The organism is Paenibacillus sp. FSL K6-1330, from assembly GCF_037976825.1.
Lineage (GTDB): Bacteria > Bacillota > Bacilli > Paenibacillales > Paenibacillaceae > Paenibacillus_AQ.
This window is the reverse complement of sequence record NZ_CP150269.1, coordinates 3,132,533-3,156,998: the sequence shown is the minus strand read 5'-3', so window position 1 is coordinate 3,156,998 and position 24,466 is coordinate 3,132,533. Positions and strand designations below refer to the sequence as shown.

General features: G+C 37.3%; 30 protein-coding genes and 1 pseudogene. 4 read left to right on the top strand and 27 right to left on the bottom strand.

Features of this window, described 5'->3' with window-relative positions; all coding sequences use genetic code 11:
- Positions 1-875: 875 nt before the first annotated feature.
- A pseudogene (locus NYE54_RS14465) lies at positions 876-1,148 on the top strand (hypothetical protein); the annotation flags it as partial.
- Positions 1,149-1,282: 134 nt separating this feature from the next.
- On the opposite strand, the gene NYE54_RS14460 reads toward NYE54_RS14465, so the two are convergent.
- The 11 genes from NYE54_RS14460 to NYE54_RS14410 form a co-directional block, all read right to left on the bottom strand.
- On the bottom strand, positions 1,283-1,414 hold the full coding sequence (locus tag NYE54_RS14460) for a hypothetical protein (protein WP_339272651.1): 132 nt from the start codon (positions 1,412-1,414) through the stop codon (positions 1,283-1,285).
- A gap of 236 nt (positions 1,415-1,650) precedes the next feature.
- Positions 1,651-2,199, bottom strand: a complete 549-nt coding sequence (locus tag NYE54_RS14455; protein WP_098743247.1) for a GNAT family protein — start codon at positions 2,197-2,199, stop codon at positions 1,651-1,653.
- A gap of 287 nt (positions 2,200-2,486) precedes the next feature.
- Positions 2,487-3,050, bottom strand: coding sequence for a YdcF family protein (locus NYE54_RS14450; RefSeq protein WP_339272648.1), 564 nt, complete (start codon positions 3,048-3,050; stop codon positions 2,487-2,489).
- A 216-nt stretch (positions 3,051-3,266) separates the two neighbouring features.
- On the bottom strand, positions 3,267-3,830 hold the full coding sequence (locus NYE54_RS14445; protein WP_339272646.1) for a GNAT family protein: 564 nt from the start codon (positions 3,828-3,830) through the stop codon (positions 3,267-3,269).
- 237 nt (positions 3,831-4,067) lie between these two features.
- Positions 4,068-4,562 carry a CHAP domain-containing protein gene (locus NYE54_RS14440; RefSeq protein WP_339272644.1) on the bottom strand — a complete coding sequence of 165 codons (495 nt, stop codon included), beginning with the start codon at positions 4,560-4,562 and terminating at the stop codon, positions 4,068-4,070.
- A gap of 283 nt (positions 4,563-4,845) precedes the next feature.
- Positions 4,846-5,766, bottom strand: coding sequence for a helix-turn-helix domain-containing protein (locus NYE54_RS14435; RefSeq protein ID WP_339272642.1), 921 nt, complete (start codon positions 5,764-5,766; stop codon positions 4,846-4,848).
- Positions 5,767-6,091: 325 nt separating this feature from the next.
- Entirely contained in the window at positions 6,092-6,637 is a 546-nt protein-coding gene (locus NYE54_RS14430) for a GrpB family protein (RefSeq protein ID WP_339272640.1), read from the bottom strand.
- 240 nt (positions 6,638-6,877) lie between these two features.
- On the bottom strand, positions 6,878-7,351 hold the full coding sequence (gene coaD, locus NYE54_RS14425; protein WP_339272638.1) for a pantetheine-phosphate adenylyltransferase: 474 nt from the start codon (positions 7,349-7,351) through the stop codon (positions 6,878-6,880).
- Between the two features lie 177 nt (positions 7,352-7,528).
- The gene (locus NYE54_RS14420; protein ID WP_082361133.1) at positions 7,529-7,876 is read right to left on the bottom strand and encodes a DUF86 domain-containing protein; all 348 of its coding nucleotides are present in this window, start codon (positions 7,874-7,876) and stop codon (positions 7,529-7,531) included.
- Positions 7,873-8,160 (bottom strand): nucleotidyltransferase family protein, encoded by a 288-nt coding sequence (locus NYE54_RS14415; protein WP_053492195.1) that lies wholly within the window; start codon positions 8,158-8,160, stop codon positions 7,873-7,875. Before NYE54_RS14415 ends, NYE54_RS14420 begins: the two co-directional genes overlap by 4 nt.
- Positions 8,161-8,397: 237 nt before the next feature.
- Positions 8,398-8,622, bottom strand: coding sequence for a helix-turn-helix transcriptional regulator (locus NYE54_RS14410; protein ID WP_339272635.1), 225 nt, complete (start codon positions 8,620-8,622; stop codon positions 8,398-8,400).
- 98 nt (positions 8,623-8,720) lie between these two features.
- Here NYE54_RS14410 and NYE54_RS14405 point away from each other — a divergent pair, with 98 nt between their 5' ends.
- Positions 8,721-9,008, top strand: coding sequence for a hypothetical protein (locus NYE54_RS14405; protein ID WP_339272634.1), 288 nt, complete (start codon positions 8,721-8,723; stop codon positions 9,006-9,008).
- Between the two features lie 194 nt (positions 9,009-9,202).
- Here NYE54_RS14405 and NYE54_RS14400 read toward each other — a convergent pair whose 3' ends face one another.
- The 10 genes from NYE54_RS14400 to NYE54_RS14355 form a co-directional block, all read right to left on the bottom strand.
- The gene (locus NYE54_RS14400; RefSeq protein WP_339272632.1) at positions 9,203-9,982 is read right to left on the bottom strand and encodes a hypothetical protein; all 780 of its coding nucleotides are present in this window, start codon (positions 9,980-9,982) and stop codon (positions 9,203-9,205) included.
- 88 nt (positions 9,983-10,070) lie between these two features.
- Positions 10,071-10,721: a hypothetical protein gene (locus tag NYE54_RS14395; protein WP_339272631.1), complete on the bottom strand. Its 651-nt coding sequence runs from the start codon at positions 10,719-10,721 to the stop codon at positions 10,071-10,073.
- 243 nt (positions 10,722-10,964) lie between these two features.
- Positions 10,965-11,585: a hypothetical protein gene (locus NYE54_RS14390; protein ID WP_339272629.1), complete on the bottom strand. Its 621-nt coding sequence runs from the start codon at positions 11,583-11,585 to the stop codon at positions 10,965-10,967.
- Between the two features lie 355 nt (positions 11,586-11,940).
- A complete protein-coding gene (locus NYE54_RS14385; protein WP_339272627.1) occupies positions 11,941-12,486 on the bottom strand; it encodes a GrpB family protein in 546 nt (181 codons plus the stop codon).
- Positions 12,487-12,791: 305 nt separating this feature from the next.
- Complete coding sequence (locus NYE54_RS14380) at positions 12,792-13,598, bottom strand: ankyrin repeat domain-containing protein (RefSeq protein ID WP_339273498.1); 807 nt, start codon at positions 13,596-13,598, stop codon at positions 12,792-12,794.
- Between the two features lie 264 nt (positions 13,599-13,862).
- The gene (locus NYE54_RS14375) at positions 13,863-14,516 is read right to left on the bottom strand and encodes a lysozyme inhibitor LprI family protein (protein WP_339272625.1); all 654 of its coding nucleotides are present in this window, start codon (positions 14,514-14,516) and stop codon (positions 13,863-13,865) included.
- A gap of 233 nt (positions 14,517-14,749) precedes the next feature.
- Positions 14,750-15,292 carry a DUF4375 domain-containing protein gene (locus tag NYE54_RS14370; RefSeq protein WP_339272623.1) on the bottom strand — a complete coding sequence of 181 codons (543 nt, stop codon included), beginning with the start codon at positions 15,290-15,292 and terminating at the stop codon, positions 14,750-14,752.
- A 258-nt stretch (positions 15,293-15,550) separates the two neighbouring features.
- Positions 15,551-15,982 carry a GNAT family N-acetyltransferase gene (locus tag NYE54_RS14365; protein ID WP_339272621.1) on the bottom strand — a complete coding sequence of 144 codons (432 nt, stop codon included), beginning with the start codon at positions 15,980-15,982 and terminating at the stop codon, positions 15,551-15,553.
- Between the two features lie 291 nt (positions 15,983-16,273).
- Positions 16,274-17,770, bottom strand: a complete 1,497-nt coding sequence (locus NYE54_RS14360) for a serine hydrolase domain-containing protein (RefSeq protein ID WP_339272619.1) — start codon at positions 17,768-17,770, stop codon at positions 16,274-16,276.
- Positions 17,771-18,097: 327 nt separating this feature from the next.
- Positions 18,098-18,967, bottom strand: a complete 870-nt coding sequence (locus NYE54_RS14355) for a hypothetical protein (protein ID WP_339272617.1) — start codon at positions 18,965-18,967, stop codon at positions 18,098-18,100.
- A 362-nt stretch (positions 18,968-19,329) separates the two neighbouring features.
- Here NYE54_RS14355 and NYE54_RS14350 point away from each other — a divergent pair, with 362 nt between their 5' ends.
- Entirely contained in the window at positions 19,330-19,413 is an 84-nt protein-coding gene (locus tag NYE54_RS14350; protein WP_220687457.1) for a putative holin-like toxin, read from the top strand.
- Positions 19,414-19,843: 430 nt separating this feature from the next.
- On the opposite strand, the gene NYE54_RS14345 is transcribed toward NYE54_RS14350, so the two are convergent.
- The 6 genes from NYE54_RS14345 to NYE54_RS14320 all read right to left on the bottom strand — a co-directional run bounded on the left by NYE54_RS14345 (position 19,844) and on the right by NYE54_RS14320 (position 23,870).
- Positions 19,844-20,281 (bottom strand): GNAT family N-acetyltransferase, encoded by a 438-nt coding sequence (locus NYE54_RS14345; RefSeq protein WP_215162050.1) that lies wholly within the window; start codon positions 20,279-20,281, stop codon positions 19,844-19,846.
- A gap of 221 nt (positions 20,282-20,502) precedes the next feature.
- Positions 20,503-21,078, bottom strand: a complete 576-nt coding sequence (locus tag NYE54_RS14340; RefSeq protein WP_339272615.1) for a GNAT family N-acetyltransferase — start codon at positions 21,076-21,078, stop codon at positions 20,503-20,505.
- Between the two features lie 226 nt (positions 21,079-21,304).
- Positions 21,305-21,949 carry a hypothetical protein gene (locus NYE54_RS14335; RefSeq protein WP_339272613.1) on the bottom strand — a complete coding sequence of 215 codons (645 nt, stop codon included), beginning with the start codon at positions 21,947-21,949 and terminating at the stop codon, positions 21,305-21,307.
- Between the two features lie 247 nt (positions 21,950-22,196).
- Positions 22,197-22,691: a hypothetical protein gene (locus NYE54_RS14330; RefSeq protein ID WP_339272611.1), complete on the bottom strand. Its 495-nt coding sequence runs from the start codon at positions 22,689-22,691 to the stop codon at positions 22,197-22,199.
- A gap of 196 nt (positions 22,692-22,887) precedes the next feature.
- A complete protein-coding gene (locus NYE54_RS14325; protein ID WP_339272609.1) occupies positions 22,888-23,427 on the bottom strand; it encodes a GNAT family N-acetyltransferase in 540 nt (179 codons plus the stop codon).
- Between the two features lie 218 nt (positions 23,428-23,645).
- Positions 23,646-23,870: a helix-turn-helix transcriptional regulator gene (locus NYE54_RS14320; RefSeq protein WP_176502376.1), complete on the bottom strand. Its 225-nt coding sequence runs from the start codon at positions 23,868-23,870 to the stop codon at positions 23,646-23,648.
- A 150-nt stretch (positions 23,871-24,020) separates the two neighbouring features.
- Between NYE54_RS14320 and NYE54_RS14315 the strand changes: the two genes are divergently transcribed.
- Positions 24,021-24,308 (top strand): DUF6809 family protein, encoded by a 288-nt coding sequence (locus tag NYE54_RS14315; RefSeq protein WP_096773476.1) that lies wholly within the window; start codon positions 24,021-24,023, stop codon positions 24,306-24,308.
- Positions 24,309-24,466: the final 158 nt, after the last annotated feature.

Sequence of the window (24,466 nt, the reverse complement as noted above, 5' to 3'; positions counted from 1 at the left end):
GTTGAGATGCCCGATCGTTTTGATTCGAAGTTTCCGGCATGAGGATTTAGCCTTCTTCCCTCCGGACACCACTTTCATACCGGGGAAAAGATCGAAGACAAGCTGCAGAATAGTTATTCCCCAATCCAAATCCTCTCTCTAAGAAGTTCGATTCTTACCTTGTCCTTCAAAGGGGTGTAGGGGAAACGCGTTCCACATCACCGATGAGCAGCTTAAAGTCTCGACGGAACCCCAAATGACGGTCGCAGACCCCTCTGACTGGTGACCCTGTACAACAAACCGCACCTTATCGACCTACTATCCATCCATCACCAAATTTATAACTCAATTTAATTACTAACTTTAATTAGAAGCAACCATGGCATGTTATATTTTAGAATAGTGTAGGAATTTGACATGAAACAGCATCAATAAATCTTGGATCAAACCCATAATAAGTCCAATATGCCCCATTCCATCGATAACCTGAAGCTTCACCGTATTCAAGCCGGGTTGGGTAAAACCAGAATCTCTCCCCGTTCAAAAGCCAAACATAAGTGTATTGAAATAAGCAGTCAACTATATAAGATACAGCAGGTTTTTCTGGGATGAATGTAGGGGGAGGAGATTGTGGCACTAATGACATTTGACTTCACTCCTTATAAAAGAGATTTGTTTGTATAATTGCGTTTTTTCTTCCAAGCTCTTTCGTTTTCCCATATATAATACGTAGGCGAATAACTAAATGACTGTGCAAATGCCTAGTTCAGAGAAAACCACAACGGCTCCCTGTCCCTTTTCACCAGTTTCCTTTTCAATTTCGATCTATTCCGGAAATAAAGAGCTCGCCGATAAACGCATGGCAAGAGTGAGCCCTACCTCAAAATCACACTCAATTCGGTCCATTTTCCATGCCGATGCATCTCGACTTTGCAGAAGATCCACATGAAAAAGCTACACCGATTCGCCTTGGTTTTCGAATTGGGCGCAATGAATTGTTAAGATTGCTTGAACTCTATAAAAATATTGGTGTAAATCACCTTTTCTTTGCTCTTTTTGATAGTCAGCGTCCGGCTGATGAGGTGATCCAAGAACTAGGAGAATACGTATTACCGTACTTTCCGCCGCACAAAATCGAAAAAACATCATCGGATTGGCCCAAATCCTGATAGCGATTTTCAAGTTGTGAATTTATGAATAGGATGACAAAACACCCGGATATATATCCGGGTGCTTTTTATAGCCAAGTTTTTAAGTGGGGATCATTATATAAAAGAGGCAGACTGAGATTACCTTCTCTTTGTTAGTTGTTGACCAATACTATTTTCCCTTTTGACCTGCCTCTTTGATTAGAGAGATGCGCACGCTGGACTCCCTTAACCGACATAGGATACACTTCGCTAACGATCGGCTTGAGTTTACCCATTTGTACCAAATGAGCAATGTGGTTAAGGTTGGCAGCGTCCGGAGTCCAAAGCGTGAAGATAATGTTATATGACGTACTTGCCTTCCTGAATCACCACTGAAATACGATACTTCTCTGACATCATTGATCTCACTTATAAGATTGGCTTTCGGATTCCTTCAACTAAATAATATCTTACAAATTTAATATAATAGACTCATTATAATTCATGTCCTGTATATCCTTTTTCTAGTATCTTTCACTTGTTATTGGGAACAATTGGATTTCTTTAAATATTCATGTTTCAAGATACTCATCATTATACGATCGACATATTGACCATTTTTATAGACCTCATCTCTTAGTATGCCATCCTTCTTGAAACCAGCCTTTTCATAACTCCGAATAGCACCAGGATTATCAGCATCTACCGTCAAATACACTTTATGAAGGTTTAAACGCTCGAACGCAAAATCCAGGACAACACTTGTCACTTCTGTTGCATAACCTTGCCCCCATACCATTTTGTTCCCAATCCAAATACCAAATTCAGCATGCTTGGACCAAGGATGGATCTTAAACAATTGGGTACTGCCAATCGGGATGCCGTCTTCTTTTATTATGGTAAAATAGACAGCTGATGAATCTGTTTGCGCGTACCTCCGTGTACGTTCTCTGACCACTTCCGGTGTTAGGGGCATACCACTTCCTGATGGTAACGTTCGGTTAACTACAGGATCGGACAGCCATTCATATCGTAGTTCCCAATCTTCTTCAACAACAGGTCGTAATGTTACTCGTTGTCCGTATAGCATATTTCCCCTCCGTGTACCTAGATAGTTAATTATTTTAGCCCACAATTATGGGTATACCATTTGTATCATAATAATGAATTTCATCTAAGCAAGTATGTTATATAATGTGCCCGCATTGACGAACCCTCACCGACTTAAGCTACCAACGGGAGCGGCCGCGATGCGGTTGTCGGTGCAGGGTTGTCGCCTGGTTCCACTTCCCTGAAATGCCTCTCGGCGACCATAGGGCAGCTTTCTGGCCCGCAGCGTGAATACAGTGTTATATGATGGGAATGCCTTCTTCGAGTTTAGGACAATTGCTTTACCCAATTTGGTATGTGATGACCAAAGTATTTAGTAATCTTCTCAGCTTCTGTTAATACATACTTGATACCTTGGTCATTTAAAAACCAGTTATTCTTGCTTATTCTAAAATCATCTTGCTTTACTTGGAAAACTATATTTGACGGGAATACTGTTTGATAAGTCATTAACGCACGTCTTGAGAAAAATGATTTACAAACTATAATAGCTCGAGTGACCATAATGTTATGTTCTTTTAAGACTTGCCATGAGTTTCTTGCATTATCGAATGTGTTCTTAGCTTGATCCTCTTTAAGAATTGCCTCTTTAGGAATTCCAAGTGACAAACCGATGTCTCTTTGAAATTCCCATTCAGTGATTGTTAACTTAGAATTATTACCACCGGATGGAAGTATATATGGTGCTAATCCAGATTTATATAAATCACATGCAATCTTCATCGGCTTTGTATGACTTCCTCCGGGAACAAGGATGACATCTGCCGGTAAAAGCTCTTCTTCTTTTACAAATACTAGTTGAGTAATGCAATCAAAAGGATATTGCTTCAAGGTAACACCTCCAAATATGCATTCCTTTCATATAACGTTTTTATATTCACGAAACCTCACCGGCCTAAGTGAGCGAAGGGAACGGCCGCGACGCGGTTAGTCGGTGCAGGGTTGTCTGGCTGAATCTGCTACTTTAGGTAATGCTTCTCGCGGACCGAGGGGCGACAGCCCTGAGGCGTGAATGCGATGTTATATGATGGAAAGTCCCTCTTCGACTTAACTTACAAAATCATCTCGTATGATTGAATAAATCTTAACATCTTGAAAATCGCCCTTAGCAAATATATGTCTTCTAAGCAGACCCTCATATTGCATTCCAGACTTCTCCATAACTCTCGCCGACCCTAAATTCAAGGGATGGCAGCGAGCTTCGATTCTAACCAGTCCAATATCATGGAAGCCAAAAAGAATGATTCTTCTGATAACTTCACTCATATATCCCTTGTTCCAATAATCATAGGATAATACATATCCTAGCTCTGCTTTTTGGTTTCGATTGTCCCAACTTACAAAGCTGCAACTGCCAATAAGCTTATTGGTAAGTTTATCTTCGATTCCCCAAGGGCCGACTTTTTGACTCTCGTACCGGCTATGTACAAAATCAATGAAATGATTAGTATCATCAAGCGACTGATGAACATCCCAAACTGTGTACTTTGAGACTTCTGGATTCTTACAGTAACTAAACATATCATTCTGATCTTCATAAGTTATTTTCCTTAATCGGGTTCGTTCAGTTTCTAATACCGGAAATGGTTCAAAATGTTCCTCTAACTGCATATCTGCACCTGCTTTCAGTTAATCGTATGCCTGGCTTTCATATAACGTTCGGCATTCCTGACGTTCAAGCGGCTTAAGTGACCAAAGGGAACGGGTCGTCAGACTTAGCCGGTTGGATGTGTCGCCTGATTCCACTTCTTCGAAAATCCCCTTGGCGACCAAGGAGCGACACCGACGATGCTGAAATGCATTGTTATGTGATGTTATCGCCTTCTATAAATACTCTTTCAAAATCTATTAATACGTATCGTCAATTCTTATATATCCATTTATTTGTTCTATAGTTCTTTGAAATATTCCTGATTTATTATAATAATTCCCTTCTGCTGTTATTATTTTACCCTGTTCTATTTTTACTACCACTCCGATGTGATCGTTTAGTCCATTCCCTACAATGTTATCAAATATTATAAGATCCCCTTGATCTGGAAGGAACGACTGATCACTTTTATGATGATAAAAACTATATATTTGTCCCCATTCTAACCAAGCTTCTACCCATGCAAAATTACGTGAAACCGGCTCTGGATATCGTACTGGTAACTTCACGCCTGCCTCAGTACAGCAATGATATACAAATGCAGCACACCAATCGAAACCAATATTCGGGTTATCTCTTGGAAAACATCTAAGAATTGGTTCTAAATCTGGACCGTATTTATCTTTATTTCCTATCAATGGTCTTGAAGCTAATTCTTCTGCTATTTTAGCTAGAATTTGTCTTCTACTCACCGATTATTCCTCCTTGGTTTTAACATTAGCGATAATTTCATATAACGTACTTGCATTCACGACGTCTCACCGACTTAAAGGCCGGAAGCCTGGCTGCCGCTTGCCGGCAGTTAGTCTGTGCAGTTGTGTCTGCTGAAATACTTCTTCGAATTGAACCTGCTTCCCTGTTTTTGCTTCAGCTTCTTGGTAGACCAAGGAACGGCGGAGCCGGCCCGCAGCGTGAATGTTGTGTTATGTGGAGTTCGGACCTCTTTGAATTTGCATGCAAAAGTGCATTTTAGAATTATCCTATTTTGTCTTTAATTACAGGCAATAAATAATCAAGAATTACTTTTTGTCCCTTTTCTAGTGGTGTGCAATATCTATCATACGTGTAGATATCACACCAATAAAAGTTCTCATGATCAATTTTATACCCTGTTTTCTCTATCGCTTCGGAACAAATAAAGTATCCAAAATCAATAATATCATTAAGATTATCAGCTTCGATCCATATTTTTGCAACTGTTCCAGGGGATATATTCTCTGCATACATTTTTTCTGGAACAGGTGCATCAAGCTCTACAAATTTACCTATGATGTATTGGAAATTATCTTTTCCAACAAAACTACTCATATGTCCAAGTCCAATATAATCATCAATATCTTTGCAAATCCATTTCTCGATTTCAGAAAATCTGTCAAATAAGTTTTCGTTAAATGCTACGCCCCAGCATTCTTCTCCAGCTTTTTGAAATGAGGTCATTTTCATCATTCCCACAATTTTTCGAGGGCCATATTCAACATACTCAATTTTTTTAAGTTCTGCCATAATTCGTTTTCCTCCAACAATTCTTATATTTGTAAAGGAGGCTCGAGGATATTCAATTAGCTTTACTCCGACCTTCCTCATACCTGAAGGTGAAACCTTGTGGTGCTGATTGAATGCTCTTGTAAATGAAGCATGGGAATTAAACCCGTACTTCATAGCAATGTCTATAATTTTATCACTGCTATTTTTAATATCGTAGCCCGCTAAAGTCAATCGGCGTCGCCTTAAATATTCAGCTATTGTTATTCCTGTAATATATACAAAAATGCGCTGAAATAAGGGAGATGGACAGCATGCAATTTTAGAAATGACACTATAATCGACTTCATCTGAGCTAGGAATTATGTTCTCAAGATATTCCACGACACCCTCGAAAGCTTTAAAGTTATCCATTAGCCACCTCCTTCAATTTCAATTATAAGAATTTTTAGCTATATAACTTTACAAAAAATGTACAAATTATGTTAAGAAATAATCACGCTTCGCGCTTATGTATTGGACGCTCGTTTCTTACGTAAATGTCTATTTATGGTTTCCCGAATATCACATAACGGTTTTGTGTTCCTGACGTCGATTCTCCTTAGATTAGCTCTTATCTTAGGAGAGTCGATGTGTCTACCTGAATCTGCTTCAATGAAATTCCTCAGGCAGACCGAGCGACGACAGTCGCGAAGTTGGAACACTTTGTTATCGGATGTCTTCGTCTTCCTGAAATACTCTACAAAACATCTTTGTACTCATTCATTATCCTCGTAACAAATTCTGTCTTTCCTTCAGTATAGGCTTTGCGATTGTTTCTAAATTTATTTGATAGTTGGATCTTCAAATCTGTGTATTCAGATACCAATAAGGGATGCCTTCTTAATATGTCTCGGAACATTAAATGTCTTTTTAGTTCGTCACTTTCTCTATTGCATACGTATAGATGATGTTCGTGCTTCACATATCCTTCACTACTGTAAGGTACATAAACGTCCTTTCTTGCAAATGCTTCTCTATTCTTAATTCCTAAATCACCTTCGTGGACATATCCCAGTTCTTCTAGCTTCTTGATTACCTCTGACAGGTACTCCATAGATTCAATTACTACATCAATATCAATGATTGGCTTGGCTGCAAGGTACGGCACCGATGTACTTCCAACGTGTTCAATTCGAAATGCTAGACCATTAATTTTATTTGATAAAATTGATTCTATTATATTGAATGCTTTTGGCCATTCTTCATTGTAATCTTCAATAATTACAGGCTTTTGATCCTTCATCGAAATTCTCCTTATATTTGATTTATATTTACGAAGATTTCCTATAACGTTTTAGTATTTACGAACCCGAAAGGCTTAAGGTGCGTCAGCACCGGGTCGAAGACTTAGCCTTGCAGGGTTGATTGCCTGACTGCGCTCCTGGCTTCTTATCTTCCGGCAATCCCAGGAGCCTTAAGGATCCGCCGCATGATTACAATGTTATATGCTGTTGCTGCCATCTTCGATAAACAAGTTAGATCCTTATATCAATGATTTTATATATTCTATTGCTTCTTTAGATACGTAATTAGATAGGTGATTTACTTGTTTCGATTCTATAAACATCCTTACTAGTGTACTGCTTGTATTTAGATGATCAGTTTTTGGAGTTAGATATACTGTTTCTGCCGTGCATATTTTACTATTGTATTGTTCTAATTTTATTTCATGGTCTAAATCTGTTGAGCCTCTAATACCTCTAATAATTACATCGATATTTTCATCATTCACAAAATCAGCAACTATTCCATTATGTTGAATTATCTTAACGTTTTTCAAATGATTTGTAGATAGCAATACAATTTTGCATTTTTGTTCTGCACTAAACATATGATTTTTTTGAGAATTCTGGGCAATAACAACAGTCACGGAATCAAATATTCTTGTTGCTCGTTCGAGTATATTTAAATGTCCTAATGTAAAAGGATCGAACGATCCTGGATAAACTGCTTTCATAACTCATCTCCAATTTTTTAGATTTGCAGCAATTGCATATAACGTTCTCGTATTCACGAAACGACCCAGCCTTAGATAGCTCTTATCTTAGGCTGGGTCGTTTATTGTCTGAGCATCTCCTTCGATTATTCATCTGACAACCAAGGGACCGCAAGGTATCGCAGCGTGAATATTATGTTAAGTGAAGTCTCCCACTTCCTGAATAGCTTTCATAATTATTGGTTTTATTTCTTGCAAATTTCTTGTAGATACTTCCCAAATGATGCTTTCATCAATACCGAAGTATTCATGAATCAAGATGTTCCTTAGCCCAATCATATTCCTCCATGGAACTTCCTGATACTTTTTCTTTATTTCATCATTAATGTTTCTAGCCGCTTCTCCAATTATTTCTAGATTTCGTACTACTGCATCCAAAAGCATTTGATTTGATAAAAAGTCCTCATACCCAACGTTCAAGAGATACGATTCTATCCGATGAATTGACTCTAAAATGTCCATTAATGAATTTATTGGCCGTTTCACTGATATTGTACCTCACTAAGTATTTCATCCTTCATATAAGGTTTAATGGCATTAGGAGTAACAAGATCAATGTGGCGGTTAAATATAGTCTCCAAATAATGCTTCAGCTCCAGGAATTCAAATCCAACAGGACGAGAAAATTCAACTAACAAATCAATATCACTGTTTTCTGTCTGTTCATCACGAGCAAAGGAACCAAATAGTCCGATCTTCTCGACATAAAAATGTTCCTTCAAATAATGCTTTTCGGATCTCAATTTATTTTCAATATCTTCTCGCTTCAATGAACTTCCCTCCTCTGAATCATTATTATGCTTTCATTATAACCTAAAGAGTTATTTTTGGTTCCTAGTGTCTTACGGGAGATTTCACTTAACGTTCCTGTATTCACGACGTCCGACGAAGTCGGATGTCTGCTGAGTCCGCTTCCCTGAAATCCATCCAGCAGAACAAGGCTCCGTTAGGAGCCGCAGCTTGAATATTATGTTAGACGACGGAATCTCTTCATGAATCGACCTTCACTATGTATCTTCAGCAGGTACATATTCAATCAAATCAGATAATTTGCAGTTAAATGTATCGCATAGCTTGAATAAGGTTTCTAATTTTGTTGTTTCTATATTGGTTTCCCTGTATAACTTGTTAATTGAATTCCGACTTAATCCTGATTTCGCCATCAATTCAGTTATATCATCTATTCGATGCTCTGCCATAAGTTCTCTTATATTACACTTGATAATGCTCATTTTTTCCCCTCCATAATTCCATCTTATCTCTCTTACCAGCAATCATCAACGAAAAGCGAAGTATTAACTCTATAAAGTTAAAAAAGGAGGTCTAACATATGGTTAATACATTAGATTCATTAGCAGAACCACTCATAAGAATACGATTGGAATTACTCTACACTGAACTTTCAGAACATCATACCGAATACAGTCAACTTACTTTAGAAACTGATCAATATTTCAGAACGCTTCGTGATGCTTTACCCGATCAACTTCAACATACAGCTTTTCTTTACGAAGACGCTCAGATTTCTCTCCAGTCCATCCTAGAAAGAAGTATTTACATACAAGGTTTCAAAGATGCTCTACAACTCTTTTGTGAGTTACAGAACTCTGGCATTTAGAGGGTCTTCCGACCCGCTGTTCTATTATTATTGATTCTATCGTATAACGTTCCCGTATTCACGACACGAGCCGGCCTTAGATAGCTCCTATCTTATGTCGGCTCGCGTGTCGTCCGAGTTATCTTCTTCGATTATTATACATCTGGCGACCAAGGGGCGTAAGCCCCGCTGCGTGAATACTGTGTTATATGATGTTAATTCTGGGGGGACTTCTTCGAATACACTTCCAAAGCATTTCTTATTATCTTCTTATCTATACCACTTACGTTACCGATTCGTTCAGCCCATTCTTCTATAGTTTGAAGTTTTTTCTCAATCTGCTTTCCATCCATTGAACTAAAGAAACTAATATAGTTGTCAAACTCCCAATGGATTACGTGACTATCAGTAAAAATTCTCCTTTCAACAAGTGCTGTCCTTAGAGTACGTTGAGTCTTCTCACCCTCAGCGATTAATCTTTCATCCGATATAGGATCTAAGATATACTTTTGCTTACTTTCTTTACCGTTCGGTCTTCTATATGTCACTAATAGGCTATTCACTTGTGATTCCAATTTTACTTGTGCACCTGGAAAGAAGTTATCAATGAACTCTTCCGTATAATCTTCATTATTTTGTTCTATTAATATCGGTTCAATCCACTGATCACCTAAATCACATAAGTACCTATCTCCATTCTCGTTTAATACAACCACAGCAACGTGGGAGTCTGGAGTTAATATTGCATAACTAGTAAATTTCTCTTGTCTGAATTCATGAATTAACCACATTGCTAAATCAAAACAATTTCCTGAAGTTCCATACTGCCCTCTATGTGTTTTCATTTGTTCAATTGTTCGTTGTTTAAATTCCGAAGCTAATTGAAAATACCAAGCTTTTGTTATTGTTTCCATGGGAAAATTGTCAAACTTCCTCCAAATACTAAGTACATCTTGGGTAGCCCTCAAATCCCTTCCCCCCATAATTAATTTCATTTAACGTTCCTGTATTCACGACTCAGCGTATGCTGAGTGTCCGGCGAATGCAGGACCCAGGGCGTATGCCCGCAGCGTGAATATGATGTTATAAGATGTTAGCTTCTTCTTCGATTAATCTAACTTTTAATTTGTTTTTTGATGCCTTTAAAAAGTATTCCGTATTCATGTATAAGGGATGTACTGGATAGTTCACATCCATAAGCGTGCCTTTATAATTCAATTTATTTACAACTATTGCTTGAGGATACTTTTTAAATAAATCCTTTTGCCGTTCTAAGGCTATATCTAACTTGCCCCAAGCAAAAAATACGAAATCATAGTTATTTAATAATTCTCTGCACTTAAACATTAGATGATCTATTCCGTTTATGCTTTTTGCGTATCTTTTTGCCTTATCACTGTCTTTCTCACGAATATTAAATATGTTTTCAATATGAATGGAATATTGATTTGGAAATGTAATTCCATTGTCTTTGTAAGCTTTTCGAATCATACCCATAACCTTTTTCATTGTATTATCAGGCATTGTGAGAACCAGCTCTTCAGTTTCATATTCAGAATTTTCGAGCCTATTAAAAAGAAGGTCATCAACAGGTCTCGCGTTTCCTGGATTCATCATTACAATCAAACCTATTGCCTTCCCAGCACCGTTTGTAGAACGAAATTCTGTATGATGTCTGAATATTTTTATCCCTTGATCCGTTTGCTTTGAAACAAAGTGAGCATAGGTTTCCATTGAATTCCCTCTCTTTATGCCAATTTCTTATAACGTTATTGTGTTCACGACGCCCCACCACCTTAAGTCCCGTAAGGGACGGCCGCAATGCGGTTAGGTGGTGCAGGTGTGTCCGGCTGAATCCGCTTCTCTGCTACTGAAATGCCTCTCTGATTCCACTTCTAACTTCGTGCGGACCGAGGGCGAATGCCCGATGCGTGAATATTGTGTTATAAGATGTCCCCGCTTTCGAAGCGTTACTCATTAGTTCTTTCGTATAGTCAATGGCAAAGGTAATCCTTCAGTTTGCATCTCGTCGTCTTCAATATGTCTAACTTCTTTTACAACATATTTCCCTTCATAAAAAGCATACTCTACCTCTAAATAACCAGCATACTGTTCTGTTCTTCCATCTCCAATTCTCACGCCGCCAATTAATTTCCCATTGACCACCTTATAATTTATCCAGTCGTCATAATATGCCTTTAAGTCACCATACTTAGATGTTTCATAAATCAATCTATCCTCTAGATATACTTGTTTTCCTGAAAATCTTATGTTCTCTGTGATGATTTCTTGTATAGGTTCAACGATGACTTCGGTCGAATTGATTGCTATTACATGCGCTTCCGAAAGAATAATTCCAGTTCCATGATCAAAAATGTTGATAAAGACAATTTCATTTTGATTATCTTGATTAATATCCTCATAGTAAATTATTGGATCTCTCAAAGAACTTTGATTCCATTGAAAGGGTCCGGCTTCACCCTCATTATTCCTAATAATAAAATCTGAAATCTTATCACCATGTTCAGATAATTTTCCAGTAATATGAATATCATGGTATTCATTAATGAATTCAATTGTTTTGCTTACTTCAACCAATTGTTCAGAATCAATTGTTTCTCCATTTTCCCTTATTTTCTGTTTTGACTACTTCTTCACTACATCCAACTAGAAAGAGAAGAATTAAATGAATTAAAAGATATTTTTTAATTTTTCTTTCTCCCTTCAGATATTGAGTTTTTGTATGGTTTGCGGGGATTTATTATAACATTCCCGTATTCACGAACCCGAGAACCTTAAGCCCCCAACGGGGGCGGCCGCGACACGGTTAGGTTCGCAGGGTTGTCCGCCTGATTTGCTTCCCTGCTAGTTGCCTCGGCGGACCAAGGATCGGCTTCAGCCGATCCGCAGCGTGAATATAATGTTATAAGATGTCGGCGCTTCTTCGAATCACTTACAAATCAGCTTTACTGGGTTTCCATCCGATCTTTTGACTCCATGTATTAGCCTTCTTTATAATATCCCATACGATTTCAGTCTTAGCGTCTACATATTGTTCTCTTTGATCTCTATACCGGTTTGCTAATTCATACTTCGTCCTGGAATATTGATCTCTATCATCTTCATGAGTTCTTAAGTAATCTCGAAATAATAAATTGAATTGTTCAGACCAGCTACCTGCTTGCCTTACATGAATATGAGTTCTACTCATCCCAGGTGATTCTCTGAAGTACCTCTTAGTCAAATCATCATTATCCGAACGATATCGATATCCTAAAGATGCAAGTCTGGATATGATTGTCTCTATATTGCCTAAATTCCTTACAGATATCTGAATATCAATGATGGGCTTAGCTGCCAAACCAACTACTGACGTCGATCCAATATGATCAACTCTATGTACGTCAGAACCAATTTTCTTTACAATCTGAGTTCGTAATTCATTAAAGAGATTTGGCCAACTATCGTTGTACGGCTCAATTATCACTGGATCCTTCATCGAAATCACCAACTCAAATGATTTTTTACGTTCATCTCCGATTTCTTATAACGTTTTGTATTCTCGACGTCCCACCGACTTAAGGCGACGAAGTCGCCGGGCGTGATGCGCTTAGTCGGTGCGGATGTGTCCGCCTGAATTAGCTTCCTCGAATTGTCGCCGCGGTGGACCGAGGGCCGAATGACCCGATGCGTGAATATGGTGTTATGCGATGCCCTTTCCCTTATTGATTAACTTACATATATTCAATTGATTATCTCTAACAACCGAAAAAAGCAGCATCACTACTATATAAGCTCCTGATTTTAATTAGCATTAATCAGTTCTACGATTTCGGTTTGATTTGTTTCAATAGCTCTGTCCAAAGGACTTCCATTATAAGATAATACTTTCCCTTTGAATTTCACGTGAGTTTTAAAGTCAACACCTAGTCCTAATAATAGTTTAACTATCTCCTTATATCCTAAACCGCAAACCCAGAACAATAACTCTGATTTAGGGGTTGTTTCACTTTTGAAATCCGCCCCATTCTCTAATAAGTATTCGGCAATTTTTATATTGTTTCTCCAACAAGCCCATTTGAACGCTGTTGAAAAATATATCTTATCAATTCCGTTTTCTACTAATGTTTTAGTTGCTTCTAAATTTCCGCCATCAAGATTCGTTGTAAAGTCAAGTAGTGAGCTTTTCAGACCATCAACTTGATTTATATCAACCCCCATGAATAATAGTAATTCAATTATCTTCCTACTTCCGTGTGCGCAAGCAAAATGAATAGGTTGCAGATTGTTTGAACCTTTTGAATAGATGTCTGCTCCAACTTCAACTAAGTATTTGGTAACGTCGTAGTGATTGTTAGTAACAGCAATTGATAACGGACTTTGTTTTGCAACATCTTTAATTTCCTTGTCTACTCCTGCTTCAATTAAAAGTTTCACAATATCCAGATTTCCATTTCTACAGGATATTTGTAAAGGAGTCCCTTGAATTGGGTTTGAATAGTCAGTAAGCTTTTTATTGAGTGCACTAGGCTTTACGTTAATCAAAAGCCTTTGTACCAACTCTTTATTTTGGTTGTAACAAGCAAAATGTAAATTTTCTTCATTTGTCATTGTTGTCAATTAAAATCATCCTCTCAATATCATGTTGCAAGGGTTTCGCATAACGTTGTTGTATTCACGAACCCGAGAGCCTTAAGTGACCGCAGGGAACGGGTCGTCAGACTTAGGCTCGCAGGGTTGTCCGGCTGACTCTGCTTCTCCGAAGTTCCTCGGCCCGGACCAAGGGAGCTTAAGCTCCCGCAGCGTGAATACAGTGTTATGCGCGGTTACTGTCTTCGAAGCATCACCTAAAAACTTTTGGTCAAGATTCCAACTCTATTTTTTGCTTTGGTATAAAAACTCAACTTCACCATCTAGCAAATATCGATATTCAAATAATTGCATTGTTCTTTCCCTAATTCTCTCCTTTATAACCCTGCCTAGACTTACCGATCCTTGTGATCCAAGGTAACCATTACTAATAAATGTCTTCTCTACAAATTTTGTTTCCCTTAAGTGATACTGTAACCATTCTTTCTGCGATTCAATTAGTGCTTCTCTTGGTTCTCTATCCAACTTAGAAAGAAGTTTATTATATATTTGGTTCAACTCTTTATCCCAAATCTCTGTATATTTGCCTTCCAACGCCCCCCATGCCAATGTTGTTATAATCTCTTTGGAATTCTGAAATTCATTAAAATCCACTTCATAATCATGATCTATAGGATTTCGAAGCATTTCATCATAGAATTCTCCTTTCAACTCATAGTTCCCAATGCTCATGGATAACACTTCATTGTTAGAAGGATCTGATCGAACTTCAGTTATTACTTTCGAATCTGTTCCATTACCTGTACTCGCTACATCAGGGGGCAGTTCAGAATTCATTGTTGATTTAGTTTCGCTGTTCAAGGTAGTCGATTGACTAATATTTTGACAAGATGAAAACACTAACGTAATAAAGAATAATAAGAGTATTTTACCCTTCATAAATTATCTCCTTAAATATTATCTTTAGTATTTACCGGTAATGGCGCATAACGTTGTTGTGTTCACGAACCCGAGAGGCTTAAGTGACCGCAGGGAACGGGTCGCCAGACTTAGGCTCGCAGGGTTGTCCGGCTGACTCTGCTTCTGTGAAATTCCTCGCCGGACCAAAGGAGTTTTAGCTCCCGCAGCGTGAAAATGGTGTTATATGATGCCACACGACTCCGAAGCCAAACTTACAAATTCCTTATGTCTGTTAATAATTCAGCTCGGTTTAAATCTATGTACTCAAATAAGTATTCAAATATATTTCGATCTTGATATAGATATAAATTCGTTTCTTCATTTATTATTTCTTCAAAATTCAATTCATGTACTTCTTGGCTTTTCAAGACTTCATATTCACTTCTTCTATTAATATTTTCTCTAAGTACTTTTATTTCGATTCCATTCTTCTTCAATATCTCTTTAATTTTATTCATTACCCTATAATCATCAATTGCATTGATGCGTTTAAGAGTATCAATTGTTTCATCTAACATTAATCCTGTAGAATTCTCTAGAAATCCAACTATTCCACTCATCGCTAATTCAGTATCGAACTCAATAAGTAAAATAATATCTTGCAGCCAAATAGGAAAAGAATTAAAATCTTCTTTAACTTTAGAACCTTCTTCTTTATAGAGATTCGTACATACTTCACCAACAATATCTTCCGCAGATCCATTTTTTATTGTAACGAGAGAGATAAGGTTATCGATTTTCTTAAAGACTCCCATGATATCACCTTCAAAATAAATATCTTTCGTGTGGTTTCATATAACGTTTATGTATTCCCGAACCCGAGAACCTTAAGGCCCGAAGGGCCGGCCGCGGCGCGGTTAGGTTCGCAGGGTTGTCCGCCAACGCTTCCCTGTACCTCTGAATTCGCTCCGCAGTGAAATCCCTTCGCTCTTGGCGGACCAAGGGGCGAACGCCCCGCTGGGGGAATATAGTGTTATGTAATGTCTGCCTCATCTTCGAAAAACTTTCAAAAATTATAAGTACTTCTTAAAGGCTTTACTCGAATCACCGTCATAACCTAACTTTGTATAGAACTCGTGTGCTTGCTTCCTCGAAGCTCCGCTGGTTAAAAAGACCTTAACACAACCCCTTGAAATACACAGATCTTCAATATGCTTCATAATGAGCGATCCATAACCTTGACCTTGTCTGTTTCCAGATACAATTACACGTTCTACAACCCCAAAAGGTTGTGACTCTATCAATGCATCTAAACATAGATGCAGATGTGCAGTTGCAACGATCTCTTGGTCTACTTCGCAAATGAACAAGAAACTATTAGGATTTTGTTTAATTTCTTCTATTCTATCTTCCAACACTTTTATTTTTGGGTTGTTTGGAAGCAACTCTTTATATAATCGTTCAATAGCTTTGGCGTCATTTGTTTCAGCTTCACGAATTATCATTCACATTCTCCTCTGTGTATTTAGGCTGATTGCACATAACGTTTGGCATTCCTGACGTTCAAACAGCATAAGTGACCGTAGGAAACGTGTCGTCAGACTTTGCTGGTTGAATGTATCGCTTGAATAAACTCCTTGGGAATCCTTCTTAGCGATCAAGGGCGAATGCCCGCTGTAGGAATGCTTTGTTATCGGATGTCAGCGCCTTCTTCCAAATACACCTAATCTTCTTTAAAGATCTGAGAAATCAAGATCAGACAAACAATATGATTTTCACATTTTACCTCTATTTTTTTATAAACTGCTTCTAATAATTCCGATTTTTTTAATATTAATTATTATCGTTAAAATACAATTGATAGAAGTAACCCCCATCCAAATAAATATTGAATACGACATCCACACCCTTATCATTAAATAATTATAATCTAATATATAAGGCCAGATCATTACCAATACCAAAAGCATAATGCTTAAGATTAGTGCGATACTACTTCCTGTCATTTTTCTGAACCTTGTCTTTTCATCTTTAATATTTAGTTGTATTCCTCTAACGAGTTTAATTGCTTGGACACATAAGATAACCACGGCTATTATTACTAAGAATGAAAATACTAAATCAATTAATAGGTACACGTCATCATAATTAAATTTATTCATATGATTTTCATTCATATTCTCATAAATATTATTAGCAATTAGCGATGGTGCAGTTGAATTCAAATTAGCCAGAACAAAAATGGCTTGCTGCTTTTCTAAATCAATAAGAACCTGTGAGGAGTAATTAGGATTTGATCCATTATGACTAACAACTCTATTTCTCGTATCAATACTCCATCCGAATGAATAGTATTGATTTTCACCTTCGTATCCCGCCATTTTGATGTCGACTTGATGAGATTGTTGTATCGCTTTCAATAAATTATCTGGTATATCGCCTATCCCCATTTGTGCATTAATCCAGCGTTCTAAATCTTTTGAATTCGTTACCAAATATCCTGCAGCGATATTCCCATAATATCTAGGGGCATCATATTCTAGGCTCCTTCCAAAAAATACACGATATCCTTTGGTAAGTTTATCAGATTCCTTTTCCTTACCTGTTGAAAAATAACTATCAGTCATTCCTAAAGGAACCAGTATGTTTTCAGTCATGTAATCCTGATAACGTTTGCCTGTAACTTTTTCAATAATCATCGCTAAAATATCATAATTAACTGTTGCATAATTATATGCTGTCCCAGGATACGTATCTAATGCAATGTCTGACACATTATGTATCGTTTTTTCAAGCATATCCTCCGTGGTACCTTCAGGAATTAACCGAATACTCCAAGGTGGAATTCCACTTGTATGAGCTAACAACTGATGAATCATAATATTAACTTTCTCACCCTTAATGGTTGGCTCAAACGTAGGAATATAATCTGTAATAGAATCTGAGTAAGATAAGTATTCCTCATTTTCTAATAAAATAACGGCCAAAGCCGTAAATGCCTTTGTAGTCGATCCCAATTCAAACAATGATTCTTCAGTTACCCTCTTCTTATTTTTAACATCTGCATATCCGTAATTCTTATATTCTGTCTTGCCCTGCTTTAACATTACCGCTGCTACTCCTGGAGTGGCCGTTTTGGACATTATGGTTTTCACCATATTATCCGTATTATCATAACTCCCTGTCCTTACTAAACTCCCAAGTTCATCCCAACAAACTATAGTAGTAATTATCACGATAAGTAGGATGACACATACTGTTGATGTGCCTGTTTTACTTAGTATTTTCTTCATTGTGGTTCTCCCAATTGTAAGTCTTCTAAAAAAAATAATGGACCAAACTATATAATTAAACACCATCCACAAACCTACTTTGTGCCGTTATGGCTTAGAAAAAAATAGTTCTAAAAACCATTTAATTCTTTGCGCTGATTTCCGATAACGTTCCTGTATTCCTGACGTTCAAGCGGCTTAAGTGACCAAAGGGAACGGGTCGTTAGACTTAGCCGGTTGGATGTGTTGCCTGATTTCACTTCTCCGAAACCCCTCTTGGCAACCGAGGAGCGATAGCGACAAAGCAGGAATATTTTGTTATCAGAAGTCACTATTCTACTTGATATATTATAATATTTCCATGTATGTATTTTCTTTCAAAAATATCTTTAATTCAGGGTTATATTGGTTTAGATGTTCATCAAAAAAATCTTGAATAAAACTAGCTATCCAATACTGACTACCTTCGGGTGGTGTCATATTTGAATCTAAAAACATAATATGATCAATAGACATAATGTAATGCGGTTTGATTAGTACAAGTAAGACAACTACTATATTTAATATGAAACTAACCTTGTTTCGTAACTCTATAAATACTTGATCTATTTCATTTGAACTAAGAATTTTATAATTTTGCCTACAATAATTTCTCCCATTATTATGCACAAAATTATTAAGCTTTTTATTTATTATTCTCCATTCTTCTTCAAGTTTATAGTTGTTGATTAAATCATTAACTGTCTTATTTTTCTTGATGTATGATAATGCATGTCTACTAATATAAAAATCTTTTAAGTTGTTATTATTCCATTTGATAAAAAAGTTAAGATTCTTCGTGAATAATTCGAGTTCTTTTTTGTCTGCTTGATCACTAAATATTATTTGATGATTATTATCTAGCTCTAACACAAATAAATAAAAAAACAAATCATCATTTAGTTTTCTAATCAATATATTGGCATCAGAAAAATTGCCTATGTTAATACACTCTTTTATACTTTTCAATGTATACATAGCTGACTCTAAATGATCATGCTGATAGAGATAAGATTTTTCCTTAAGTATAAACATCACTATAGTATTATTGATAAGATCGGTAATCCTATCTATAAGTTTAATATAATAATCAAATAACGTTATTATATTATTAAATTCTGGATGAGCCTTAATAATATTACTTTTTCTTTCAAATGGATCTATATCAACAAACATCATAGGCATACTCTCCTTTACAGTTTAGTGATTTCTGATAACGTTCCCGCATCTATGACGCGACCCGGCCTTAGATAGCTCTTATCTTAGGCCGGGTCGTGTGGTCTGAATTTACGACTATGAGCTTGCTTCTGACAACCAAGGGGCGAATGCCCCGCAGCTTAGATGCATTGTTAAGTAATGTTACTGCCTTCTCTGTATTTACATTCTCATAAATGTTTTACAGATATATATTGTTTCTTATGTATTCTAGTTAGTTATGGTATTTTAATGGTATTTCATCATGTCTTATATGTTATAATTTTCTAGTACAATATACGGCTTTAAGGGCGGTCGGCTAATCTCCCAGAAGGGAGGTGATGCCCATGGAGGTCAAAGATGCACTTTCCTTAATGTTCATGTTCGGCATGTTCATTCTGGCATTGCTCACCTACATGAAAAAGAAATAGACCGCCCTCGCTAAGGTAACGGTCTATTTCTCGACCTAACTCCTGTGGCCGACTGCTCTTTATGCAGTTATTGTGCTAAGGAGTCGTGTTCCAGCACGGCTCCTTACTTATTCTTACCTCAGTATAACTCAATTTATAACGCTTTTATAGGTTTTATTGATTATTTTTTATTTATATAAGGTCTGTAATGTTGTCTGTAGTAATTTCACTTAACGTTCCCGTATTCACGACGCCGAGAGGCCTAAGGATTCCTTAGGTCAATCCGATTCCGGATCGGCCCGGTCCGGCTGCGCTTGCGCAGTTAGCCTCGCAGGTGTGTCCGCCTGACTCAACTTCTCGGAATGCCTCGGGCGGACCTAGGGGCGGCGTCAGCTGACCGCTGCGTGAATATAATGTTATGCGAAGCACTTGCCATCTTGAAAATGCTAACTTATCTTGTCATTGTTATTGTCCACATATTAAATCCATTCTTTAAATAGTATTCAAATACTTCCTTCCAGTTTTTGTTTGCCGAACTTACTAATATTCTTTTGATTCCATCTTGTTCAAGTTCGTCAATTATTGTCTGGATTAAAGTTTTTCCTTTACCTCTTCCTCGATACTCTCTAACAATATAGATTTCTTCTAATTCAAAATACTTTTGTTCATCTTTATCAAATACAGAGAAACCGGGGTTGCTTTTCAATTGACCATAAGCATATCCGATTATTCTATTTCCATCACTCACTACCCAGAAATAGCCACCTAAATAGCTATTTAATGTTTCATTTGTATTAGCAACAAGTCCATAAGTGATATCTTCTTGCTCCCACTCGAGAGACAATTGTGCTATTTGAACTAGATCTGATTGTTCTGCTCTTCTTATCATATTTATTGATCCTTTTAAATTGTGGTATTATCAAGCATTGCAAGTATTCTGCATAACGTTGTTGTATTCACGAACCCGAAAGGCTTAAGCGCGCAAGCGCGGGTCCGACGGACTTAGCCAGTGCAGGGTTGTCCGGCTGTAACCGCTTCCCGAAATTCCCCTGCCGGACCGAGGGCGGATGCCCCAATGCCTGAATATGGTGTTATTTGATGTCATCGCCCTCATTGAGGTACATTCAGATATCTGTTTTCATAACTTGGATTGTAATATCTAAAATAGTTATATTCCATTTGTTCACCCACGGATTCGAGTTGTTTCTTTCCGTAGTTTATGAAACCAGCTTTCTCAATCACTTTTAACGAGTGGGGATTATCGTCCACAATTGTCGCTATTACATAGTGAATATTAAATGTGTTGAGAGCCCATTGGGTTAAGGCTATTGCAACCTCAGTGGCATACCCAAAACCTCTAAAATGTTTGGAAATACCATAGCCAATTTCAGTTTCAGAGAGCTCCTCAATTACTCCGACATGACAATGCCCTACAAAAATAGAATCATCCCTTGTTACCACTGCAAAATAAACCGCATCAGATACAACATTAAAAGTTTCGTATTTACTTATCTGCCAATCCAAAAAGTCTGAAGCTTGTTGTTTATTCATTTTCCATCCTGAAGGCCAATCATTTGTATCAGCTTGTAAACAAAGAGCGTAAATATGTTCGAAATCATCTCTCGTAAGTCTTCTTATCATTAGACGATCAGTCAGTATAGGTAATGAGGCTTCTGCTTTATTCATTCTTCCTCCATTTGAGATAGATAATTTTATTAGTTTGCGCTGATTTCATATAACGTTGTTGTATCTACGAACCCGAGAGGCTTAAAGGAGCGTCAGCGACTGGGTCCAGTGGACTTAGCCTCGCAGGGTTGTGAGCTGAGTTCTCTTCTCTGCATACCTCCTCTTGCGAACCAAGGGCAAAGCCCGCAGTGTAGATACGGTGTTAGGCGATGCCGCGATGATTGACTTACAAAAAGCTCTTCAAGTAATTCTTGTTTACCTCTCTAGAAAATTCGACAAATATATTAAACCCATCTTTAATGTCCCTTATTAATTCCGAAATTAAAAATTGGTACTCTCCTGAATTAATTTCATCCAATTCAAACAGTGAATGTAGCATTATCGAATTTCTAATATGTTCAGCATATAAAAACCTTTCGTTTGAATCTTCAAAGAACATTACTTGATCTTGTATACCCTTTAATGCCTCAATTATTTCACTTCTATGTGGTTTAGAAAAATGAAATGTTACATTTCTTATGTTTGTTAACCTTTGCAATAAGTCAGCTTTAATTCCTGTCCTAAATAATGGAGTGAGTTTGCTATATAATTCAGTAATATGGGATGGTAATGATTCTATATAGTTCTTAATATCAGGAGTTCTCTCCGATTCTTCTATATAGAAAATAGCTTCTCGTAAAGAAGCTGCCAGATATTTAAAATTTGATGGCGCTTCGGTCACTAACACTGATATATCGTCTGACTGCATAAAGAACTTTTTCTTGAGATAGATAAAATCATTATGTATAATTGCTAATCCAATTATCCAACGTGCAATAATGTCTTCTGTAGGAAAAGTTTCACTGATACGAATAACATCATACTGCTCCATTTTAATTCTCCTTCTAGAGATATGAACTTCTAGCGGTTTCGCCTAACGTTCTTGTATTCACGACGTCCCACCGACTTAAGCCCCGCGGGCGCGATGCGCTTAGTCGGTGCGGATGTGTCCGGCTGTATCTGCTTCCCAGCTACTGAAACTGCCTCATTGAATTACTCCTAACTCCTGCCGGACCTAGGGCGAATGCCCGATGCGTGAATATGTGTTAGGCGATGCTAGTTCCACCCTGAAATATCTTTCAAACTGTGTTGTAGTTCTTATGATCCCATAGTGATTCTTTAAAGTAACTGATCGGTTCCATGTAATCTATTGGTTTATGAATCATTCTATTAAGCCACTTCAAGCGTTCAATATTATCGTTAAAATCATCTTCAATAAACCACGTAACTTCTTTCATTGTTCCTAAGACACTTCTGTTGTTTGTCTTCGAAACAACTACTTCTGCCCCATTCGCTAAATACCTATTGATCAAACTTTCATCAACTCCCTCTCGGAGTAAGTATTCCCGAAGAGTTAACAAAAATTTGTCTTTCATCCGCTCTATTTGCCCTGTTCTTATTCCATCAATGATAATAGCTAATCTAGTTAAATCATTTACAAAGACAATGTGTTTTCTTTTGTTCAAGTTATAAATATTTACATGCCAGCTTAAAAACGGAGCTGCATTAATGTCTTCAACTGGAGTTGTTTTCATGTCTTTCAATAAATCTTTAGTAAGTCTTAGTGTAAGCATTCTGTAGTTCCCTTCTCGCACTGGTTTCGCCTAACGTTCTTGTATTCACGACGCGACCCAGCTTTGATGGCTCCTATCTTAGGCTGGGTCGTGTGTTGTCTGAGCTTCTTCATGATTATACATCTGGCAACCAAGGGGCGTAAGCCCCGCCGCGTGAATACTATGTTAGGTGATGTACCCTGCTTCTCCGATTAACTTAAGAATGTCCTCCTATCTGTTTGTTAAAATATATTATTGGTCCGTCCCATTCAGGTTGATGAGATTCATGCTTTCTATATCTCCCATCGGTATATTGATTTACTACAGACTCCCAAAATTTCTGAGCAATAATATTTTCCTTCTCCTGCTTTACTTCCCATAATCCCTCATGAGTATCAAGTATTCTAAACGCTATATCCTTACCTATTCCTTTCTTCCTCCACTTCCGCATAATAAAAAACTCAGCTATGGTCTTTGTGTTAGAATCTTTATTAAAAACACTATAATTATTAACCAATGCAAATCCAGCTAAGCTGTCACTTATCTTGATAATATAAGCAACTCGACCTTCAATTTCTTTCCCATAATCAGTCCAGTAATGATCAAGATACTTATAATCAAACAAACCAAACGAACTTGGGTCATCATTATTATATTCGGTAGCATCATATTGATAATATTGCATTAAATTTCTAATCACTGGTTTATCCTGCTCTTCAGCCCTTAATAACTGAATTTGATTTTCTATATTGTTCATATTTCAATGTCCTTTATATAATTTAATGGTCCTTCGGGTATTTCATCTAACGTTCTTGTATTCACGAAACGCCCCAGCCTTAGATAGCTCTAATCTTAGGTTGGGGCGTTTGTTGTCTGTGATTCTTCCATGATTATACATCTGACAACCAAAGGGCAATAGCCCTAAAGCGTGAATATTATGTTATACGACGGAATAGCTTCTTGAATCTGCCCTCACTATTCATCTTCTCCAGGTACATATTCAATCAGATCAGATAATTTGCAGTTGAATGTATCGCATAGCTTGAATAAGGTTTCCAATTTTGTTGTTTCTATATTGGTTTCCCTGTATAACTTGTTGATTGAATTCCGACTTAATCCTGATTTCGCCATCAATTCGGTTATATCATCTATTCGATGTTCTGCCATGAGTTTTCTTATATTACACTTGATAATGGTCATCTTTTCCCCTCCATAATTCTATCTTATCTCCCATACCAGCAATCATCAACGAAAAGCGAAGTATTAACTCTATAAAGTCAAATATTCACCTTGTAATTGACTTCATGAGGTTATATAATAACTCTATAGAGTTAACGAGGAGGGGGACATATGGTTAATACATTAGAATCATTAGCAGAACCACTCATAAGAATACGTTTGGAATTACTCTACACTGAACTTTCAGAATATCATACCGAATACAATCATCTTTCTTCAGAAATAGATCAATATTTCAAAACACTTCGTGAAGCTTTACCCGATCAACTTCAACATACGGTTTTTCTTTATGAAGACGCTCAAATTTCTGTCCAGTCCATCCTAGAAAGAAGTATCTACATACAAGGCTTCAAAGATGCTCTACAACTCTTTTGTGAGTTGCAGAACTCTGGCATTTAGAGGGTCCACGGATCCTCTGTTTTATTATTATTAATTCTGTCAGCTAACGTTCCTGTATTTACGACCCAGCGCATGCTGGGTGTCCGGTGAAAGCCGGATCAAGGATGAATGTACACAGCGTGAATACTATGTTAGCTGAAGTTACCATCATCTTCGAA

Coding starts and splice junctions, on each gene's coding strand:
- NYE54_RS14455 (WP_098743247.1), bottom strand. CDS start 2,199: ATGCTATACGGACAACGAGTAACATTACGACCTGTTGTTGAAGAAGAT.
- NYE54_RS14445 (WP_339272646.1), bottom strand. CDS start 3,830: ATGCAGTTAGAGGAACATTTTGAACCATTTCCGGTATTAGAAACTGAA.
- NYE54_RS14435 (WP_339272642.1), bottom strand. CDS start 5,766: ATGGATAACTTTAAAGCTTTCGAGGGTGTCGTGGAATATCTTGAGAAC.
- NYE54_RS14430 (WP_339272640.1), bottom strand. CDS start 6,637: ATGAAGGATCAAAAGCCTGTAATTATTGAAGATTACAATGAAGAATGG.
- coaD (WP_339272638.1), bottom strand. CDS start 7,351: ATGAAAGCAGTTTATCCAGGATCGTTCGATCCTTTTACATTAGGACAT.
- NYE54_RS14410 (WP_339272635.1), bottom strand. CDS start 8,622: ATGAGCATTATCAAGTGTAATATAAGAGAACTTATGGCAGAGCATCGA.
- NYE54_RS14405 (WP_339272634.1), top strand. CDS start 8,721: ATGGTTAATACATTAGATTCATTAGCAGAACCACTCATAAGAATACGA.
- NYE54_RS14400 (WP_339272632.1), bottom strand. CDS start 9,982: ATGAAATTAATTATGGGGGGAAGGGATTTGAGGGCTACCCAAGATGTA.
- NYE54_RS14395 (WP_339272631.1), bottom strand. CDS start 10,721: ATGGAAACCTATGCTCACTTTGTTTCAAAGCAAACGGATCAAGGGATA.
- NYE54_RS14385 (WP_339272627.1), bottom strand. CDS start 12,486: ATGAAGGATCCAGTGATAATTGAGCCGTACAACGATAGTTGGCCAAAT.
- NYE54_RS14380 (WP_339273498.1), bottom strand. CDS start 13,598: ATGACAAATGAAGAAAATTTACATTTTGCTTGTTACAACCAAAATAAA.
- NYE54_RS14375 (WP_339272625.1), bottom strand. CDS start 14,516: ATGAAGGGTAAAATACTCTTATTATTCTTTATTACGTTAGTGTTTTCA.
- NYE54_RS14370 (WP_339272623.1), bottom strand. CDS start 15,292: ATGGGAGTCTTTAAGAAAATCGATAACCTTATCTCTCTCGTTACAATA.
- NYE54_RS14365 (WP_339272621.1), bottom strand. CDS start 15,982: ATGATAATTCGTGAAGCTGAAACAAATGACGCCAAAGCTATTGAACGA.
- NYE54_RS14360 (WP_339272619.1), bottom strand. CDS start 17,770: ATGAAGAAAATACTAAGTAAAACAGGCACATCAACAGTATGTGTCATC.
- NYE54_RS14355 (WP_339272617.1), bottom strand. CDS start 18,967: ATGATGTTTGTTGATATAGATCCATTTGAAAGAAAAAGTAATATTATT.
- NYE54_RS14350 (WP_220687457.1), top strand. CDS start 19,330: ATGGAGGTCAAAGATGCACTTTCCTTAATGTTCATGTTCGGCATGTTC.
- NYE54_RS14345 (WP_215162050.1), bottom strand. CDS start 20,281: ATGATAAGAAGAGCAGAACAATCAGATCTAGTTCAAATAGCACAATTG.
- NYE54_RS14340 (WP_339272615.1), bottom strand. CDS start 21,078: ATGAATAAAGCAGAAGCCTCATTACCTATACTGACTGATCGTCTAATG.
- NYE54_RS14335 (WP_339272613.1), bottom strand. CDS start 21,949: ATGGAGCAGTATGATGTTATTCGTATCAGTGAAACTTTTCCTACAGAA.
- NYE54_RS14330 (WP_339272611.1), bottom strand. CDS start 22,691: ATGCTTACACTAAGACTTACTAAAGATTTATTGAAAGACATGAAAACA.
- NYE54_RS14325 (WP_339272609.1), bottom strand. CDS start 23,427: ATGAACAATATAGAAAATCAAATTCAGTTATTAAGGGCTGAAGAGCAG.
- NYE54_RS14320 (WP_176502376.1), bottom strand. CDS start 23,870: ATGACCATTATCAAGTGTAATATAAGAAAACTCATGGCAGAACATCGA.
- NYE54_RS14315 (WP_096773476.1), top strand. CDS start 24,021: ATGGTTAATACATTAGAATCATTAGCAGAACCACTCATAAGAATACGT.